The organism is Escherichia sp. GZ89, from assembly GCF_019366485.1.
Classification (GTDB): Bacteria; Pseudomonadota; Gammaproteobacteria; order Enterobacterales; family Enterobacteriaceae; genus Escherichia; species Escherichia fergusonii.
The window spans coordinates 1-973 of record NZ_JAEOHX010000047.1; the positions used below are offsets into that span (position 1 = coordinate 1).

The window sequence follows — 973 nt, forward strand, 5'->3', positions numbered from 1 at the left end:
TAAAAATAATAATCATGGCCCGGCCTGATATTGATACTGGCAGCTATCCAGCACTGCGCCGTACCAAGATAACGCGCTGTGGTTTCAACCTGCCTGATATCGGTAATCCGCTTTTCCGAGAACCAGAACTCAAACTGTACCGTCGGGTCATAAACGGCAAGATGCGGCGTGGCGGTTATCTGAAAATAGCCCGGCGTCAGCTCAATCCGCGACGGTGCTGCCGGTGCGGCAATCCGGAACGATACCGACGCCGGATCGCCCTGCTGCCCCCGGGCATTTACCGCCCGGACTGTCAGCCTGTAGTTCCCCAGCGCCAGTTGCGTGAAGCGGTATGTGGTTTCCGTCGTCCGGGCCGTGCTGACCAGCCGCTCACTGCTGTCATCCGCTGTTACGGTCAGGCGAAGCAGGAAGCTCACGCCCTTCACCACCTTCGGCGTGTCCCAGCGGGCCAGCACCTGGTATTCCCCGCTGTCTGCGGTGACTTCTGCGGTCAGGTGCTGCACCGCTGGCGGCGTGACACCATTTACCGTGCCGCTCTGGTCGCCGTCAAAGTGCGCCCCGTTATCCACGATGGCCTCTTTTTCCGGTACATGCTGCACGGCGGTGATGGCATACGTGCCGTCGTCGTTCTCACGGATACTCACGCAGCGGAACAGGCGCTGGCGCAACGTCGGCAGCTTCAGCCCCCATACGCTGTATTCAGCAACGCCGTCAGGAACACGGCTCACTTTCACCTTCACGCCGTCGGTGACGGACTGAACCTCCACGCTGACCGGACTCCCCTGCCCGTCAACCAGGCTTATCAGCGTGGTGCCGGAAGATGGCAGCGTGATTTCACGGTCGAGCGTCAGCGTCCGGGTCTGGCTGTTTACCGCCAGCACGCGCCCGCCGGTGCGGATACCGGCATAGTCATCATCGCAGATTTCAATGACATCGCCCGGTACATGGCGAAGCCCTTCGGCACCCACGCTGA

1 pseudogene is annotated in these 973 nt (G+C 60.9%); it reads right to left on the bottom strand.

Annotated elements, in window-relative coordinates:
* A pseudogene (locus K0335_RS22090) lies at positions 1 to 973 on the bottom strand (host specificity protein J); the annotation flags it as partial.